The sequence below is a fragment of the Winogradskya humida genome (assembly GCF_016862215.1).
Lineage (GTDB): Bacteria > Actinomycetota > Actinomycetes > Mycobacteriales > Micromonosporaceae > Actinoplanes > Actinoplanes humidus.
The window spans coordinates 23,643-41,208 of sequence record NZ_BOMN01000064.1 but is presented as its reverse complement, the minus strand read 5'-3'; the positions used below and the strand labels follow the sequence as shown (position 1 = coordinate 41,208).

The following is a 17,566-nucleotide window of genomic DNA, read 5'->3' as shown; positions in this document are numbered from 1 at the left end:
GGCCGCCCCACTTCGCGTTTACTCCACTTCGACGGCGGCCTGCGCGAACTGCGCCGAATACAGCCGGGCGTACGCCCCGTCGGCCGCGATCAGCGAGTCGTGCGTGCCCTGCTCGACGATCGCACCGTTCTCCATCACCAGGATCACGTCGGCGTCGCGGATCGTCGACAGCCGGTGCGCGATCACGAACGACGTACGCCCCGAGCGCAGCGTGTTCATCGCCTTCTGGATCAGCACCTCGGTGCGGGTGTCGACCGAGCTCGTGGCCTCGTCCAGGATCAGGATGCTCGGCTCGGCGAGGAACGCCCGGGCGATCGTGATCAGCTGCTTCTCGCCGGCCGAGACGTTCCCGCCCTCCTCGTCGATCATCGTGTCCATGCCGTCCGGCAGCGACCGTACGAACCGGTCCACGTGCGCGGCCTCCGCCGCCTCGGCGACCGAATCCGGCGTCGGGACGTCCGCGCCGTACGCGATGTTCTCCGCGATCGTGCCGCCGAACAGCCACGTGTCCTGCAGGACCATGCCCATGTGCTCCCGCAGCTCGGCGCGGGGCATCGACGCGATGTCCACGCCGTCCAGCGTGATCCGCCCGGACGACACGTCGTAGAAGCGCATCAGCAGGTTCACCAGCGTGGTCTTGCCCGCGCCGGTCGGGCCGACGATCGCGACCGTCTGGCCCGGCTCGGCCGTGAACGACAGCCCCTCGATCAGCGGCTTGTCCGGCACGTAGCGGAACGACACGTTCTCGAACGCGACCCGGCCCTCGATCGGGCGGACCCCCGCGGACACCGGGTCGGGGCTCTGCTCGGGGGCGTCCAGCAGCGCGAACACCCGCTCCGCCGACGCCACCCCGGACTGCACCAGGTTGGCCATGCTGGCGACCTGGGTCAGCGGCTGGCTGAACTGCCGCGAGTACTGGACGAACGCCTGGACGTCACCCAACGACAGCGAACCGGACGCCACCCGCAGCCCGCCCACGACGGCTACCAGCACGTAGTTCAGGTTGCCGATGAACATCATGGCCGGCTGGATCAGCCCCGAGATGAACTGCGCCTTGAAGCTCGACGCGTACAACTTCTCGTTGTGCTCCTCGAAGGTCTCCACCGCCTGGCTGTCCCGGCCGAACACCTTGACCAGCGCGTGCCCGGTGAACATCTCCTCGATGTGCCCGTTGAGCCGTCCGGTGGTGGCCCACTGGGCGACGAACTGCGGCTGCGCGCGCTTGCCGATCCTCGTGGTCACCCAGAACGACAGCGGCACGGTCACCAGCGCGATGAGCGCGAGCAACGGCGAGATCCAGAACATCACCACGAGTACGCCGATGATGGTCAGCAACGCCGTGACGAGCTGCGCCAGCGTCTGCTGCAACGTCTGCGCGATGTTGTCGGTGTCGTTCGTCGCGCGGCTGAGCACCTCGCCCCGCGCCTGCTGATCGAAGTACGACAGCGGCAGCCGCGACAGCTTCTCCTCGACCTGCTCGCGCAGCTGGTAGACGGTGTTCTGCACGACCCTGGCGGTCAGCCGCCCCTGCAGCACCCCGAAGACCCAGGCCAGCACGTAGATCGCCAGCACCCAGAGCAGCACATGCTGGAGCCTGGTGAAGTCGATGCCCTGCCCCGGCACGACGTCCATCCCCGCCAGCATGTCGGCCTTGTTGGTCTCGCCCTGCGCCCGGAGCTGGTCGATCACCTGCTCCTTGGTCACCCCCGCGGGCAGCCCCTCGCCCAGATTCTTGCCGGTGATGCCGTCGAAGATGATGTCGGTCGCGCGGCCCAGGATCTTCGGCCCGGTCACCGACAGGGCGACGCTCGCGATGCCGAGCACCAGCACCAGAGCGACCAGCATCCGCTGCGGGCGCAGCATCTTGAGCAGCCGCAGCGTGGAACCCTTGAAATCCTGCAGCTTCTCCGGCGGCCCGCTGGCCGCCATCATCCGCCCCGGCCCGCCCATCGGCGGCCCAGCGGGCCTACGAGGTCCGGTCATGCTGAGCCTCCCTTTGACATGCCCTTCTGGCCCTCGCTGTCCCGGCAGTACGCCGGGAACGGTGAGGAAAGCTCGGTGCAGTCGGTCATGCCGCCGCCTCCTGCTCAGTGAGCTGAGAAAGCACAATCTCTCTGTACGTCTCGTTGTCGACCATCAGCTCGTCGTGCGTTCCGGTGCCGACCACCTGGCCGTCGTCGAGCACCACGATGCGGTCGGCGTCGCGGATCGTGCTGACCCGCTGCGCCACGATGACCACGGTCGCGTCGGCCGTCTGCTCGGCCAGCGCGGCCCGCAGCGCGGCGTCCGTCGCGTAGTCCAGCGCTGAGAACGAGTCGTCGAACAGGTAGATCTCCGGGCGTTGCACCAGCACCCGCGCGATCGCGAGCCGTTGCCGCTGACCGCCCGACACGTTCGTGCCACCCTGGGCGATCGGCGCGTGCAGCCCGCCCTCCATCCGCTCGACGAAACCCCGGGCCTGCGCGACGTCCAGCGCCGCCCACAGCTCCTCGTCGGTCGCGTCCGGATTGCCGTAACGCAGGTTCGACGCCACGTCCCCGGTGAAGAGGTACGGCTTCTGCGGCACCAGCCCCACGACCTTCGACAGCAGTGCCGGTGCCAGCTCCCGCACGTTCACCCCGTCGACGAGCACGTCGCCCCCGGTCGCGTCGAACAGCCGCGGCACGAGATTGAGCAGCGTGGTCTTGCCGGCGCCCGTACTCCCGATGATCGCCGTCACCTCGCCGGGCCGCGCCGTCAGGGCGACGCCGCTGAGGACGGGAGCCGCAGCACCCGGGTAGTGGAAGTCAACCCCGCGCAGCTCCAGGAAGCCGTGCCGCTCCAGCTCGGTGACCGGCTCCGCCGCGATGCGTACGGACGGAGCGGTCCCCAGCACCTCCTCGATGCGCTCGGCACACACCTCGGCCCGCGGGATCATGACGAACATGAACGTCGCCATCATGATCGCCATCAGGATCTGCATCAGATAACTGAGGAACGCGGTCAGCGCCCCGACCTGCATGGCCCCGTCGTCGATCCGATGGCCGCCGAACCACAGCACGGCCACGCTCGAGAGGTTCACGATGAGCAGGACGGTCGGGAACATCGCCGCCATCACCCGCCCGACCCGCAGCGACACGTCGGTCAGCTCGGTGTTGGCCCCGCCGAACCGGGCCTGCTCCCGCTCGTCACGCACGAACGCCCGGATCACCCGGATGCCCGTGATCTGCTCCCGCATGATCCGGTTGACCTTGTCGATGCGCACCTGCATCGTCCGGAACAGCGGCCGCATGATCGAGATGAGCACCCCGACCACGACGAGCAGAATCGGCACAATCACCAGCAGCAGCCCGGACAGCGGCACATCCTGGTGCAGCGCGAGCAGGATGCCGCCCACACACATGATCGGCGCGGAGACCATTAACAGGAAGGTCATCAGCACCAGCATCTGCACCTGCTGGACGTCGTTCGTGGTCCGGGTGATCAGCGAAGGCGCCCCGAACTGCCCGACCTCCCGCGTCGAGAACCGCATGACCTGCGAGAAAATAGCCCCCCGCAGATCCCGCCCGACAGCCATGGCCGTCCGCGCCCCGAAGTAGACGGCCGTGATCTGCGCCAGAATCTGCACCAGCGTGATGCCGAGCATCTCGGCGCCGACCATCATCACGTAATTCGTGTCGCCGGGCACCACACCGTTGTCGATGATGTCAGCGTTGAGAGTTGGCAGATAAAGAGTCGCCAGCGTGGCGACGAACTGGAAGAACACGACCAGAAAGATCGATCTTCCGTACGGCCGGAGCCGCTCGCGTAACAGTCGGATCAGCACCTGTCAGGCACCCCCGTGGTCGATGGACGGACGGATGAGCAGACCGTCGAGGAGCAGCGAGACCAGCTCCTCGCCGTCAAAATGATCGGGATCCCCGAACGGCCCGAACGCATTGCCACCGCAGAAGAGCAAAAACAACCCGGCAACGGCATCGGGCGCCCGGCGCAGCACAGCCGCGTCAGGCAGAACAAGCTCAGCGAGCGCAGCCTGCAACTGCCCCCGCGACGCACCCATCCGGGCAGCAGCCTCCGGATGAGCACCGGACATGAACACCAGCTTCCGCGCCGCGGTCATCAGCTGCGCATTCTGCGTAAAACGCTCATTGACCAGCTCAGCAGCCTCAGCCAACCGCACCCGCAATGTCTTGCCGGCGTCGATCGCCCTGATCGCCCGCAGCGTCGTATCGGGGTCCAGAGCGTCCATGAGCACGTCGACCAGCAGCGAATTCTTGTCGGAATAAACCCCGAAAATCGTCCCCTCAGCCACCCCCGCCGCCGCAGCGATCTGCCGAGTGCTGACCTCCAACCCGAACTCCCTCAGCAAAGGCAAAGTCGCCGAGATCAGCGCCGCCCGCCGATCCTCAGCCGCCATCGGCGCCACCCGCCGCCGCCGAACCTGCTCAGAAGAACCCACAGGCCGAGCTTAATGAGCGAGCACTCACTCAGCCACTGACATTTGTCATGCCTCCCGCGCGGTCCTCCGGTCGTATGACTCAGCGAGCGCCGCCACACACCGCAGCGCAAGCTCAGGCGGCATCCCCAGCAGTGCTTTTCCCTCGGGGCTGTCAGCGATCTCCTTGCGGGACGGCCCGGATCCGACCAGGTCGATGAACTTGGCAACGGTCAGATCCTCGTCGCCGGCGGGAGCGCCGTTCGACAGCTCGGAGTAGCGCTCCCAGAAACCGGCGTGAGGCGCGCAGATCAGCATGAGGTCGCGGGCAGGGATCGCGACACCGCTCTGGTCGGCCTCCTCGAGAACTTCGCTCACCACCTCAGGTTCCAGATCATCGGTACAACCGGCCAGGACGGCGATTTTGAGGAGGAGGAGGCCGGCTCCGGCGCGCCGCACGGTTCGGAATGCCGAGAGCGTCTCCGGTCCCCTCAACCGGGTTCGCAGAGCGACGGCAAGAGAGGTCACTGCCGCCGCGTAGGGCGGGCTGATCCGAAGGTAATGGTCGTCTTTCAAGTTGAGTTGAAGACCTTGGCCGACGGCCAGGCCGAAAGCCCGGTACCGATCGAGACCCAAACTCTCCTGGACGTCTTGGTAGTAGAACGACGGATACTCGTTGTTGACCAGCGCCAGTTCGATGCCGTCCGCGAGGCTGAGAACACCCATCACCGATTGCAGCTCAGGCCTTGGAAGCCCCGCGTCCCAGAGTCGGACCTGGGCGGGCCACCAGTCCAGGATCTGGGCACGGGGTGGGCACAGCTGGGCGATTGGCAGTGGCCCCGCGGCGATGGAGACCCGCAGCATTGTGATGTTCGCGGTGTAGGCCGCCGTGCGCTGGACCACGGTCCTGCCGGAAGGGTCGTAGCCGCCATGCCGCCCACGACCCCAGCGGTCCGGGGCAGTGTGGGTGATGTGTTGCAGTATTCCGGCAATGTCGGAGTCGTCACCGACCAGTTCGGCGAAGAACTTGATGGTGAAGGATCCGGTTACTCCAAGAGCACGATGTGAGAGCACGGCGAAGAGCAGGTCGTCGTCCCAGCTCTGGGATGCGGCTCGGAGGCTTCGGGCCGCCGCCGCGTCCCGGAGCAGTGCCGCGGTGTGGTGGGCGATCAGGTAGTCAGCAAACGTTGCGTGCAGAAACTCGTAGCTACGGCCGCCCCGGCCGGATTCCGCCTCGGCGGAGTGCACGAAGAAGAACCGGCCCACCACGCGGCTTGCCGGGTCCAGCTCCCTGCCGACGTCACGGCGGTCGGAGGAAGGGCCGCTGTGCGGCGCCGGAAGTGCGCGGAGGTCGGCGGTGAGGTCACGTTCGTTCAGGTACTGACGGCCGCGGTTGAATGCGCCGAACGCGACCAGGCCGAGTTTCCACAGCTCTGCCTCGCGGCGTTCGTCGTCGGTGAGTCCGCTTGCCTCGCTGTCGGGGCGGTTGAGTTCCCGGCCGATGAAGTCGTCGAGCAGGATGCGGTAGAGATCGGCGGAGCTTTCGTGCGGCGGCAGGTCCCGCTCCGAGAGAATGAGCGCCAGTAGCAGGAGCAGCAGCGGCTGGCGTGCCAGGTCGGCATAGCCGAGAAGCTGGTCCGCTTCGATGCGGCGGACTGAGCCCGACCGGATTCCCGCGGCATTGGCCCCGGTCCAGGTTCCGGTCCATGCCTTGACCTGAGCGTCGGTGAACTCTTCCAGCTTGACGACCACGCAGCCGTCGGGGATGGCCGCCAGGTCCGCGACGACGGTGCGCGACGTCACGACGACCGCGACCGGCCCGCCTGTCACCGCTTCTGTGCGCTGGAAGTCCATGACGTTGCGCAGGTAGCGGGACTCGGTGGCGCCGGTTGCCTGCATGAGTTCGTCCAGGCCGTCGATGAGCACGACGCGGGTGAGCTTCTCGCTGGATTCGCAGAGCTGCCGCCACTCCGCGTGTCCGTGCGACGATTCCCGCAGGACGTCCTCGATCTGCCGGTAGACGCTCGCCGAGGGATCCGGAACGTCGCGCAACGGGATTCGTACGGTGGTGAAGGCTTTTGTGGCCGACAGCCGGGCAGCGCAGACCTTGGTGAGCAGACTCTTGCCCGCACCGGGGTGGCCGAGAATGACCAGCGGCGCGGTCGCGGCCTTCGGTGACGTGAAATGCCGTGCCAGAAATTCTGAGAGGTCGTCGCCGGGCTCCTGTTGCTTCCACCATTCCTCGTGGGCCGGCTGTGATGAACTGTCGACCACCGCCCAGCGAAAGTGGGGTTCGACGTAGCCGTCCTCGACAGACGGCGTGCGCACCTCGGTGATCCGCGCCGTATCGTCGAGATCGAGAACCGGCTGGCTCAGCACGCTGCGGTTGAGCGCTGCGACGGCCGTCCTGGCAGCGTCGGCCCGGGTCTTCGGCGGTGGGGTGAGGGTGCCGACCAGATCCTCCAGTCGGCCGAGCGACCTCTGGGTAGCCGAGTGCTCGCCCATCACTGTCCAGATCGAATACTCCGGCACCTCCGCCGCGAGCGCGAAGTATTCTGCCGTGTACCGATCGATGGCCCGTTCGACGATCTGGCCGACCATCACCTCCGGGTCGGAATGCCCGCCGAAGGTTGCCGTCCACGCGGCGAAACCTTCGAAGAAACGAAGTGCTGCCACAGCGAGCAGGCGGAGATCAGGACCGATCGAACTGTCCAGGTTGGCGGCAAACCCCTGGCCGGCCCACGGCAGGCTGATCTCCACCGTCGTCACGGCTTCCGACACGGTCCGCAGGTCCTTGACGATGACGTCGTGGTCGGCGTCGGTGAGGGACAGCTTGTCGTAGGCGGGGCTGCCGATTTCGCGGAGTGCGGCGAAGAAGGAGCCCAGGACCAGGACCGTGTGGGTGGCGGCCAGGACCTCGTGGCGTTGGGTGCCGGTGGCCTTGCGGAGTTTGGTACGGCCGGCCGTGACCAGGTCATCCAGCCGCGCGATCAGTTCGTTCTTCTGGTCGACCCAGCCCCACGCGGCGAGCAGCCAGGGTTGCCCCGTGGCCAGGCCGACCGGGCCGGCGGCCAGGATGCCCAGGCCCAGGAGTTTGTCCAGGACTCTGATGGCGGGGGAGCGTTTGCCGAGGAGGATTTCACGGGCGGTTGCTAGGGCGTACGGCGAGCCGGCCATCTCGACACGTTAGGGCAGAAGGTGGGTGGGGTGCACCCTGGCTGAGGGCTCGCGGGGTGCGCAGGCTGGGGGCATGGACATGATTGTTGTGCTGGGTGATGGCCGGGCCGGGGCGCTCGAGTCGCAGGTCTGGTGGCCGAAGGATGTGCTGTTTCAGCACGGGGAGCCGACGGCCACCCCGTGCGACAGCCCTCATGTCGGGGTCTGGGTCGATGAGCGGGCGCGGGTCGTCCAGGAGCTGCGGCCGGACGGGCGGTACGACGAGACGCGGAACGGGCGGAAGCATGCGTACCGGGGGAATTTCTGGATCGCCGGGGACAGCGTGGTCTATCACGATGACCTGGACTTCTGGGCGTACGGAAAAGTGGTTGAAGGGGTCTTGGTGCACGCTGATTTCAGGTTCCGGCGGGTTTAGTATTCTCTCGGGGTATACGCCGAGAGTATAGTTCCTGGCATGACGGTGCCTCTGACGTTGCTGGGGTTGCTCGAGCGGGAGCCCAGCCATGGTTATGACCTCAAGCGGGACTACGACGCGATTTTCGGTCGGGGTAAGCCGCTTTCCTTCGGACAGGTGTATTCGACGCTGGCTCGGCTGACTCGGGACGGGAAAGTGGTGGTCAGTGAGGTGGGGCCGGGGGATGGGCCCGATCGGAAGCAGTATGTGATCACCGATGCGGGGGCGACGGAGGTTGATGCCTGGCTGGTGCAGCCGGTGGAGCCGGAGCCGCATCTGCAGACCGTGCTGTTCGCCAAGGTGACACTGGCGCTGATGCTGGAGCGGCCGGCAGCGGAATATCTGGATCGGCAGCGGGCGGCGCATCTGCAGCGGATGCGGGAGTTGACCGAGGTCAAGCGGTCGGGGGCGCTGGTTGATGCGCTGCTTGCGGATCATGGGCTGTTTCATCTGGAGGCCGATCTGCGGTGGATCGAGCTGACCTCGTCGCGGCTGGATGCGCTGGCCGAGGAGGTCCGGAAGTGAGCCTGCTCAGCGCGGAGGATGTGACGCTGTCGTTCGGGAGCACGCCTGCCCTGCGGGGAGCCGATCTGGAGGTCGGCGAGGGGGATGTGCTGGCGATCATGGGGCCGAGCGGGTCCGGGAAGTCCACCTTGCTGCATTGTCTGGCGGGGATTCTGGTGCCGGATTCGGGGGTGGTCAGTTTTGCCGGGCGGCGGCTCGATGCGATGGGGGAGAACGAGCGTAGTGCGCTGCGGCGGGATCAGTTCGGGTTCGTGTTCCAGTTCGGGCAGTTGGTGCCGGAGCTGACCGCGGAGGAGAACGTCGCGCTGCCGTTGCTGCTCGGCGGGGTGCGCAGGGCGGCGGCTGTGCGGGAGGCGCGGGAGTGGTTTCCGCGGCTCGGGCTCGACGGGCTCGGGGGACGGCGTTCGGGGGAGCTCTCCGGCGGCCAGGCTCAGCGCGTCGCGCTGGCACGGGGGTTGGTCGCCAAACCGCGGGTGCTGTTCGCGGACGAGCCGACCGGGTCGCTCGACTCGCTCACCGGCGAGCAGGTCATGGAGCTGCTGGTGACCTCAGCGCGGGCGGAGGGGACGACGGTTGTCGTGGTCACCCACGAGCCGCGCGTCGCGGCGTACGCGGACAGTGAAGTCGTGGTGCGTGACGGCCGGGTGCACAGCCTGGCGGCCTCGACATGATCCGGTTCGGGCTGCGGCTCACGCTGGCCGGTGGGCGCGAGGCTGCGCTGCGGCTCACGCTCATCGCGGTCGCTGTGGCGCTCGGGGTGGCCATGCTGCTCACGGCTGTCGGCGGGATGTCCGGTGTGGTCAAGCAGAGTGACCGCTTCGACTGGGCCAACGCGGACATGACACCTGCCGCCGACGGCCCGCTCTGGTGGGATCTCCACATCGATATGTACGCGCAGAGCACGCTGGCCCGAATCGATATCGCCGCCGCCGGACCCGGCGCACCCGTGCCACCGGGCCTGCCCCGGCTGCCGGGGCCGGGGGAGTTCTTCGCCTCGCCCGCCCTGCAGGACCTGCTCGCTTCCGCGCCGGACGCGCAGTTGAAGGACCGTCTCGCGGACCGGCCGGCCGGCACGATCGGGGACGCCGCACTGCCCGCACCGGATTCCCTCATCGCCGTCGTCGGGCACACGCCGGAAGAGCTCGCGCAGCGCGACGGTGCCGTCCGGGTCGCCTCGTTCCCGGACATCGGGCCCCGGGACTGCCCGTCCGGCTGTTATGCGGGCATCCCGGCGAACGGGCTCCTCCTGATCCTGTCCGTCGTCGCGCTCGCCCTGATCTTCCCGCTGCTCATCCTGGTCGGCTCGGCCACCCGGCTCGCGGCGGCGCGACGCGAGCAGCGATTCGCGGCGATGCGGCTGGTCGGTGCCACCCCGCGCCAGGTCGCGATCGTCTCGGCGGTCGAGGCCACGGTGTCGTCGCTCGCCGGGACCGCCGCCGGCTTCGTGATCTTCTATCTGGTACGCGACCGGCTGGCCGCGATCCCGTTCAGCGGGTCGCCCATGTTCCCGTCCGACCTGTCACCGGGTTGGTGGGGTGTGCTCGGGGTGGCGGTGGGCGTGCCCGTGGCGTCCGCGCTGGCGGCGAGGTTCGCGCTGAGACGCGTACACATATCGCCTTTGGGGGTGACCCGGCGTGGCACGCCCAGGCCGCCGCGGGCGTACCGGCTGATCCCGCTTGTTCTCGGCCTCGCCGAGCTTGCGTTCTTCATCGGCCGGCGGCCGGAGACGTCGAACGGTCAGGTGCTGGCGTTCGTCCCGGGCATCCTGATCGTGATGATCGGGCTAGTGGTCGCGGGACCGTGGCTGACCATGGCCGCGGCCCGGTTGCTCGCCTCGCGGGCCCGCCGCCCGGCCGCCCTGATCGCCGCGCGGCGCCTCGCCGACAACCCGGCGGCCGGCTTTCGCGCGGTGAGCGGTCTCGTGCTCGCGCTGTTCGTGACGAGCGTGGCGGTAGGCGTGATGGGGACGGTCGCTGCTGACGCGGATCACCCCGGCGACAGCCCGGGCAGCACCGAGCTGATGGCCCTGCTCTTCCGGGACCGCGAGCACGCCCCGACCGGCACGGTCATCCCGGCCGGTCTCCCCGGCACGGCGGCGGTGGTGCGGACGGCACCGGAAGGCGCCAAGGCGGAGGGACCCGGCGGGTTCACCCTGGAGTCGCTCGCGTCCTGCGCCGAGCTCGCGCGGGTGCCGGGCCTCACACCCTGCAAACCCGGTGCGAAGACAGCCTGGGTGATGACGGACGCGCGGGCGATGGAGGACCCATGGCCCGCGGAGTGGCGGACCGCGTGGCCGACCGCCGACTACACGCCGGAGCAGCTCGCGGCCATGCAGGCGACGTCACTGATCGTCGGCACCGACGGCACGACGGCGTCGGTGGAACGGGCGCGGACGGTTCTCGGGAACGCGTACCCGTTGCGGTGGGGTCCCATCACCGACGCCGATTGGCAGGCGGACACGACCCGCGTTCTTGACGGCTGGAAGCGGCTGGCCAATGTGGTGGTGCTGGCGTCGCTCGTGCTCGCCGGGCTGAGCCTCGCGGTGAACGTCGCGGGCAGCCTGGCCGAGCGCCGCCGGCCGTTCAGCGTCCTGCGGCTGACCGGGGTCCCGCTCGGCATGCTGCGCCGGGTCGTGGCCCTGGAAAGCGCGACCCCACTGCTGGCGGCGGCGCTGGTCGCCGTGGGTGCGGGACTGCTCTGCGCGCACCTGTTCCTGACCGCCCAGATGCACCTGCCGCTGCGGTCCCCCGGCGTCACCTTCTACGTCACCGTGATCCTCGGCGTGCTGCTGTCCCTGGCCGTGATCGCCTCGACGCTGCCCCTGCTCCGCCGGATCACCGGGCCTGAGGCAGCGCGTAACGACTAGAGCGCATCTGAGGGATCCCGGCGCAGGCCGTCGTGATCCCTCAGATGCGCACTTGTGTCCTGAGTCTTCGATCCATTTGCGGTAGGTGGCGCGGGCGGCAGGATTCGGCCCCGAGGCACGAAGTTGCGGTGAAACCGGCTATGCCGCAATCTTCTGCGGCTTTGGGTGTCAAGTGTGGGCCGATTAGGTCTGGCCGGGATACATATGTTGTTCTGTCAGACGTGATTGGCCGGTTTTGAGGAGCAACACCGCAGATAGTTTTTGCATCTCGGTGTCCAGCGCAACATTCAGCCTCGTGGCATGGACTGCAACAACTCGGTCGCGGCCGGTGTGTGTCAGAACGCCATCGGCATCGGCTCTGGGAAGGGTGATCCACCCGGACCGAACTGACAAGCAACTACCGACTCAGGGACACTAGTGCTTGCGGGCGACGACGCCGTTGCAGGAGACGTCTTCGATGCGCGGGCGGGGCTGGGGTTCCCCGTCCGCGCGCCAGCGGGACACCGATACCAGGCCCGGGTCGAGGAAGTCGAGCCCGTGCATCAGCTCGCGGAGCCGGTCGCCGGTGCGCGGGACGAACCGGCCGTCCGGGTTGTTCGCGGTGAGCTCGGCGATCGCCTTCGCGGACTGGTATTCCCAGGTGGCGTGCGAGGCGACCACGTAACTGCCCGGTGGCAGCGCGCCGACCAGCTTGTCGATGATGCCCTGCGGGTCCTCGTCGTCTCGGATGAAGTGCAGGACGGCGACCAGCAGCAACGCGATCGGCTGGGTGAAGTCCAGCGTCGCGGCCAGCTCCGGGTGACCGAGGATCTGGCCGGGCTCGCGCAGGTCGGCGTCGAGGTAGCTGATCGAGCCCTCCGGACCGCTCGTGATCAGCGCGCGGGCGTGGGTGAGCACGATCGGGTCGTTGTCGACGTAGACCGTGCGGGTCGACGGCTGGATCGCCTGGGCGACCTCGTGGGTGTTGCCCGGCGCCGGGATGCCGGTGCCGATGTCCAGGAACTGCCGCACGCCCTGGCCGGCGAGGTATTCCACGGCCCGGCCCAGGAACATCCTGTTCTCGATCGCCATCAGCCGGATGCTCGGCATGGCCGCCTCGATCGCGTCCCCGGAGGCCCGGTCGGCGGCGAAGTTGTCCTTGCCACCCAGCCAGTAGTTGTAACGCCGGGCGGGGTGGGCAATGGTCGTGTCAAAGCGGTCCGCGGCGCTGCTCACGTTTCCCCCACCCCTGGACGACGACCGTCCACGAACGATCTTAGTGCGACATCCTCACACATCCATTTCCAGGATTATCTCAAGACCGTCCTCATCGTCCCACTGCTCGCCGACCGTCCGGAACGGGAACTGCCCGGCCAGGGACATCGACGCTACGTTGTCAGGCGCGATGGTGAGCCGGACCGTGCGTACGCCGGGCTCCTGAGCTGCCCGTTCGAGCAGCTCCTTCAAGGCCGCGCGGGCATACCCCCGGCGACGGAAGGCGGGGTCGACGGCGTATCCGATCTCCAGGGTCCCGTCGACAGGCGCGGAGTGAAAACCCGCGCGACCCACGGTGATCTGTTCCTCCATGTCCCAGATCGCACCGGTGACCCACGCGCCGTCCGCCGGCTCGGCGAGCACCTGGCGGTAACGCCGCGCCCAGGTGCTCGCGTTGGCCGTGCTCGCCAGGTATTCGCTCAGCGGCACCGGACTGGTCTCGTTCGCCCCGGCCAGGTCACCCCGGCTCAGGGCGTCGAAGGTATCAACCGGCAGCTGGACAATCCGTACGTCAGGCATTCGCGGGACAATAGAACATCGTCAGAGCTTTCAGAGAATGAACGACCGGATCAGCACGATCGCCAGGAACACCACGATGAACGACAGGTCGATCGCGACACCGCCGGCGCGCAGCGGGGGAATCACCCGGCGAACGGGGGCCAGAATGGGCTCGGTCACCGCATAGACCCCACGGGTCAGCCGCGAGCGGAACGAGCCCGGCATGCTCGGGCCCGCCAGCGTCACGCTCCAGTCCAGGATCGCGCGAACGACCAGCAGCAACTGCACCAGCAGCAACACAAAGCTGATCAGAGCAAGCAGGGGACCCACAATTTCCTCCAGAGAGCCGTAACTACCTCCCCACTATGCGTCGAGATGTTGTGAAGTGGCTGAGAACCTGTTGTATACAGCCAGCCCCAAAAATAACGGTGGCGCGGGGATCGGCATTGATGGAAGTCTGGTCGCATGACGTCGCAGCTCAGCTTCGCGCTCGATCACGCGTGGCTCTGGAAGCGGGCCATCGAGGTTCCTACGATCCTGGCGCCCGGTGCCGCCAACCGGGAGGGCCGGCTGGTCGCTCCGAGATACCCGGGCTGCTGCTGCGGACGCCGGCGACGGCACCGCGACCACCCGGGTCGGTTCCGCTCGAAGTCGGCCTTCTCCAGCCCTCGAAGCTGGCGCAAGCAAGGACGGTAGTGGCCCGCGTGCGGGAGCACGCGGGCCACACTCGTCAGGAGGCGGTGAAGGTGTAGGTGCCGGAGCCGAGGGAGTAGGACGCCGTGCCGGAGCTGTAGCCCTGGGCGACCGCTTCGGGCGGGGCGGTGACCGCGGCCGCTGACGTGGCCGGGACCTGGACGGTTGCCGTGGTGTTCGGCGGGACGGTGACCTTGAGCGTCAACACCGTGCCGCTACGACTCCATTGTGTACGCGTCTGGCCGTACGACGTGGTCAACGAAGTCGTCGCGTGCGTGAGCGAGCCGCCGGGCCTGGGTGCGAGGGTGAGCTGCTGGTATCCCGGGGTGGCCGGGGCGATGCCGCCGACCGTGCGGTAGAGCCAGTCGCCGACCGAGCCGAGGCCGTAGTGGTTGAAGGAGTTCATGCCGGGGTCCTGCAGGGCGCCGTCGGGGCGGATGCCGTCCCAGCGTTCCCAGATGGTGGTGGCGCCGCGGGAGTTCATGTAGCCCCAGCCGGGGTAGTCCGGCTGCTGCAGGATCTGGTACGCCGTGTCGAGGTGGCCGTGGTCGGCGAGGACCGGGAGCAGGTTCTCGACACCCATGAAGCCGACCGAGAGGTGCCCGTTGCGGGAGGCCACCTTCGCGGCGAGTTTGTCGGCGACCGCCTGCTGCCGGTCCGGCGGGACGAGCCCGAAGGCGAGGGCGAGCACGTAGCCGGTCTGGCTGTTGCTGCCGACGGTGCCGTCCGCGGTGACGAACTTCGCCGTGAACGCTGCCCCGATCTGGTCAGCGAGCGCATTGAAGCGGGCGGCGTCGGCGGTGCGGCCGGTTGCCGCGGCCATCCGGGCCACGAGCCGTGTCGACCAGCCGAAGAACGCGGTGCTGGTCAGGTCGTTGGCGGTGTTGTCGTCGACGTTGAGCCAGTCGCCGAAGGTCTCGTGGTTGCGGATGAGGTCCGCGCCCGAGGTGCTGCGCAGATACTCGACCCACTTGGCGAGGGCATCGAAGTGCTTGTCGGCGGCGGACAGGTCGCCGTAGCGCTGCCAGATGACGTACGGCACCACGACGCCCGCGTCACCCCAGCCGGCCTTGCCCGAGCCGCCCAGCACGTCGGGTGCGACGTCGGTGAACGAGCCGTCGCTGTGCTGCGCGTCCACCAGGTCGTCGACGAACTTGGTGAGCAGCCCGTGGGTGTCGAAGTTGAACGTGGACGTGGCGCCGAACGCCGCGATGTCGCCGGTCCAGCCGAGCCGCTCGTCGCGTTGCGGGCAGTCGGTCGGGATCGACAGCATGTTGGAGCGCGCGCCCCACAGGATGTTGCTCTGCAGCTGGTTCACGAGCGGGTCGCTGGTCTCGAAGTCGCCGGTTTCCGCGCCGTCGGTCCAGGCGGCGAGGCCGGTGATGCTGTCCGCGGTGGGCGCCCCGGGGAATCCGGTCAGCTCGACGTAGCGGTAGCCGTGGACGGTGAAATGCGGCTCGAACGTTTCAATTCCGCCGCCCTTGAGCGTGAACGTGTCGGTGGCCTGGGCCGCGCGGAGGTTGGTCGTGTAGAGCGTGCCGTCGGCGTTGAGGATCTCGCCGTGGCGCAGGGTCACGCGGGTGCCGGCCGGGCCGTCGACCTTCAGCCGGTTCCAGCCGGTGAAGTTCTGGCCGAGGTCGGCGATCCACACGCCCGGCTTCGGCTGGGTCAGGGCGACCGGGCGCAGTTCCTGCTGCACGGTGACGCCCGGGTCGACCTGGGGGACGAGGTTCGGCTGGGCTGCCGTGCGTACGGTCACGGCCCTGCCCTGACCACCCGCGATGCGGGCGTCCTGATCCTCACCGTGATAGAGATCGTCGGCCACGATGGTGCTCGCGGTCGAGGACCATGATCCGTCGGTACGCACATCAGCGCGCGACCCGTCCGCATACTCGACACTCAGCTGAGCGGAATACCACGGCGAAGCGCCGTAGACGTGGGTCCCCGCGAAGCCGATGTTGCCCGCGTACCAGCCGTTGCCGACCAGCGCGGACAGCTCGTTGGAACCCTGCTTGAGCGCGGCCGTCACGTCGTACTCGCGGTACTGCAGGCGCTTGTTGTAATCGGTCCAGCCGGGGGCGAGCCGCTCCTGGGTGACCTTCGCGCCGTTGAGGTACGTCTCGTGCAGACCCAGCGCCGTGGCGAAAAGCCGCGCGCGGGTGACCTTCTTGGCGACCGTGAACGTCTTCGCGAGCCGCGGCGCCGGGTTGGGTACCGTGACCTGGTCGCCCCACGGGCCGCCGGGGTTCGCGGCGAGGACCGACGCTGCGGGCCAGGCGCTGTCGTCGAAGCCGTTCTGCTGCCAGCCGTCCGGGGCGGTCTGCGCGGCTTTCCAGCTGGCATCCGTACTGATCGACTCGAGCTTGGCCAGCAGACCTGCCGGGCCCTCGGTGGTGTTGGTGGCGGCGATCGCGACGGTGTTGCTACCGGTACGCAGCTGCGCGGTCACGTCGATGGTGGTCGCCCGTTTCCACGAGTCGGTGACCCGGCGCGACGTGGTGACCTGGACGCCGTTGACCCAGACGTCCGCGGTGTCGTCGCCGGTCACCACGAGCGTGCTGCGCTTGACCTCCGTCAGGTCGAACGTGCGCCGGAAGTAGCGGGTGGCGGCCGGTGCGCTGGTGGCGGGGTCACCTTCGGGATACCAGATCCAGTTGGCGCCGGTGAGGTTCGCCGTGCCGGGGTCCCCGATGAAGTCGGCCGACCACGCCGCCAGTGCGGTGTCGAAACGCGCGTTGCTGCTCCACGCGCTCGCGCGGCCCTGAGCATCCCAGACGCGCACCCGCCAGTAGTACGTGCGGTCCTTCGCCAGTGCGGGCCCGGCGTACGCGATGTCCACGGATTGCTGCGAGGCGACCTGACCGCTGTCCCAGACGTCTTTCGCGCCTGGTTTCGTGCCGACAACCACCTGGTAGCGGCCCTGGAGCTGGCCTTTCGCCGCGGACAGCAGCTTCCAGCCGAAGCGGGGTTTCGCCGCGGCGATGCCCAGCGGGTTGGTCTGGCGCTCGGTGGTGAGGCCGCCGACGAGGGTCGGCGCGAGAGCCGCGGTCCGGGCGAGGCTGACGTTGCGCCCCCACGGCTTCTTGCCGTACAAACCGAGGTCCTTGGCCGGGACCCACGCCTGCGGCACGGAATTCGAGGCCTGCCACGAACCGTCGGTGACCAGGTCGAGCACGCTGCCCGGTCCGGCAACCCGGAGGTGGCCGAGGACGCCGGCATCACCTGCGGCATTGCGGGCGGCGACCAGCAGGGTGTTCGGTCCGGGTTTCAGGGCTGCGGCCAGGTCGACGTGCAGTGCGGTCTTCCAGGAGCTCTGGGTACGCGGTGAGCCCGCGAGCCACGTCCCGTTGAGCCACACGTCGACGGTGTCGTCGCCGGTGATGTCGAGTTCTGCCGTGGTGCTCTGCTGAGGTGCGGTGAAGGTGCGCTGGAGATAGCGCGTACCCGGCTGACCTGATTCGGGGAACCAGATCCAGTGAGCGGTCCGAAGAGCGCTCTCCGGGGCCGCCGAAGCCGGCGACGCGAAGGCGGGGAGGGGAGTGGCGACGATCGCGGCCAGGACGGTGGCGGCGAGCATCCGGACGGTTCTTGCCATGCGGTTCTCCTCGGTGGTTGAGAAGGCGCTGTGCAGAGTCATGTATTTAAACGTTTCAATACGATGACGTTTCGAGCGTATGTCAAAGGA

The 17,566-nt window shown here is 68.2% G+C and carries 12 protein-coding genes; 4 read left to right on the top strand and 8 right to left on the bottom strand.

All coding sequences use genetic code 11. From position 1 onward, the window contains the following. Positions 1–18: 18 nt before the first annotated feature. The 4 genes from Ahu01nite_RS25195 to Ahu01nite_RS25180 form a co-directional block, all read right to left on the bottom strand. Complete coding sequence (locus tag Ahu01nite_RS25195) at positions 19–1,929, bottom strand: ABC transporter ATP-binding protein (protein ID WP_438874828.1); 1,911 nt, start codon at positions 1,927–1,929, stop codon at positions 19–21. Positions 1,930–2,068: 139 nt separating this feature from the next. Then, positions 2,069–3,805, bottom strand: a complete 1,737-nt coding sequence (locus Ahu01nite_RS25190; RefSeq protein ID WP_203839093.1) for an ABC transporter ATP-binding protein — start codon at positions 3,803–3,805, stop codon at positions 2,069–2,071. A 3-nt stretch (positions 3,806–3,808) separates the two neighbouring features. Then, positions 3,809–4,396: a TetR/AcrR family transcriptional regulator gene (locus Ahu01nite_RS25185; RefSeq protein ID WP_203839130.1), complete on the bottom strand. Its 588-nt coding sequence runs from the start codon at positions 4,394–4,396 to the stop codon at positions 3,809–3,811. Positions 4,397–4,483: 87 nt separating this feature from the next. Next, complete coding sequence (locus Ahu01nite_RS25180; protein WP_203839092.1) at positions 4,484–7,591, bottom strand: NACHT domain-containing protein; 3,108 nt, start codon at positions 7,589–7,591, stop codon at positions 4,484–4,486. Positions 7,592–7,664: 73 nt separating this feature from the next. Here Ahu01nite_RS25180 and Ahu01nite_RS25175 point away from each other — a divergent pair, with 73 nt between their 5' ends. The 4 genes from Ahu01nite_RS25175 to Ahu01nite_RS25160 are packed head-to-tail and all read left to right on the top strand — an operon-like array spanning position 7,665 to position 11,436. Beyond that, positions 7,665–8,006 (top strand): Atu4866 domain-containing protein, encoded by a 342-nt coding sequence (locus Ahu01nite_RS25175; RefSeq protein WP_203839091.1) that lies wholly within the window; start codon positions 7,665–7,667, stop codon positions 8,004–8,006. A 39-nt stretch (positions 8,007–8,045) separates the two neighbouring features. After that, on the top strand, positions 8,046–8,570 hold the full coding sequence (locus Ahu01nite_RS25170) for a PadR family transcriptional regulator (protein WP_203839090.1): 525 nt from the start codon (positions 8,046–8,048) through the stop codon (positions 8,568–8,570). Beyond that, positions 8,567–9,241, top strand: coding sequence for an ABC transporter ATP-binding protein (locus Ahu01nite_RS25165; protein ID WP_203839089.1), 675 nt, complete (start codon positions 8,567–8,569; stop codon positions 9,239–9,241). The genes Ahu01nite_RS25170 and Ahu01nite_RS25165 overlap by 4 nt, the downstream gene beginning before the upstream one ends. Continuing rightward, entirely contained in the window at positions 9,238–11,436 is a 2,199-nt protein-coding gene (locus Ahu01nite_RS25160) for an FtsX-like permease family protein (protein ID WP_203839088.1), read from the top strand. Before Ahu01nite_RS25165 ends, Ahu01nite_RS25160 begins: the two co-directional genes overlap by 4 nt. A gap of 414 nt (positions 11,437–11,850) precedes the next feature. On the opposite strand, the gene Ahu01nite_RS25155 is transcribed toward Ahu01nite_RS25160, so the two are convergent. From Ahu01nite_RS25155 to Ahu01nite_RS25140, 4 genes are all read right to left on the bottom strand, one after another. Continuing rightward, the gene (locus tag Ahu01nite_RS25155) at positions 11,851–12,651 is read right to left on the bottom strand and encodes an SAM-dependent methyltransferase (protein WP_203839087.1); all 801 of its coding nucleotides are present in this window, start codon (positions 12,649–12,651) and stop codon (positions 11,851–11,853) included. Positions 12,652–12,705: 54 nt separating this feature from the next. After that, positions 12,706–13,209 (bottom strand): GNAT family N-acetyltransferase, encoded by a 504-nt coding sequence (locus Ahu01nite_RS25150; RefSeq protein ID WP_203839086.1) that lies wholly within the window; start codon positions 13,207–13,209, stop codon positions 12,706–12,708. Between the two features lie 30 nt (positions 13,210–13,239). Then, a complete protein-coding gene (locus Ahu01nite_RS25145; RefSeq protein WP_203839085.1) occupies positions 13,240–13,518 on the bottom strand; it encodes a YggT family protein in 279 nt (92 codons plus the stop codon). A 400-nt stretch (positions 13,519–13,918) separates the two neighbouring features. Beyond that, on the bottom strand, positions 13,919–17,476 hold the full coding sequence (locus tag Ahu01nite_RS25140; RefSeq protein ID WP_203839084.1) for an alpha-L-rhamnosidase: 3,558 nt from the start codon (positions 17,474–17,476) through the stop codon (positions 13,919–13,921). Positions 17,477–17,566: the final 90 nt, after the last annotated feature.